Here is a 621-nt window from a genome sequence, read left to right on the forward strand (position 1 = left end):
GTGACGCGCTTCTTGCTGAACTAGACAAAAACTGGGAAGTTCTAGCAGAGCCAGTACAAACGGTAATGCGTCGCTACGGTATCGAGAAGCCATACGAGAAGTTGAAAGAGCTGACTCGCGGCAAGCGCGTAGACGGTGAAGCAATGCGTAACTTCATTGACGGCCTTGAGCTTCCTGAACATGAAAAAGCACGTCTAAAAGAGATGACGCCAGCGAACTATATCGGTCAAGCAATCGAGCTAACTGACAAGCTATAATCTCTCAATAATGAGCGAATAACTAAAAAGGTTGACGTGAAAGCGTCAACCTTTTTGTTTGGAAGCTTACCAACCGAGGCATTCAAATAGAGTATTTTCGCCCAATACGTGTAGAGCATCGCGGATTTAGGGTTGTTTTTTGAAGAACAAGGTTATTGTCCCCACCTCCACGCCAAACTTTTTAATTTTGGTCAGGTTGAATACGTGTTTGTCATCTTGTCGGTAAAGCCAATCATCAAAGGCAACGGTCACTGTCGAGTCGTCCATTTTTAACTCAAAGTCATATTGCCATTGCAGAGCGTTACCCTGCTCTTTTCCGTTTGCGAAACCAATAATGTCATCTGCTTTGCCTGTATACCGGCCA

General features: G+C 44.8%; 1 protein-coding gene and 1 pseudogene. One reads left to right on the forward strand and one right to left on the reverse strand.

The features are described 5' to 3' along the window. Positions 1–257, forward strand: a pseudogene (locus R7R24_RS28125) (adenylosuccinate lyase); the annotation flags it as partial. A gap of 126 nt (positions 258–383) precedes the next feature. On the opposite strand, the gene R7R24_RS28130 reads toward R7R24_RS28125, so the two are convergent. Further along, on the reverse strand, positions 384–621 hold a 238-nt coding region (locus R7R24_RS28130), incomplete at its 5' end, for a DUF3833 family protein (protein ID WP_318120363.1).

The organism is Vibrio sp. 704, from assembly GCF_033339295.1.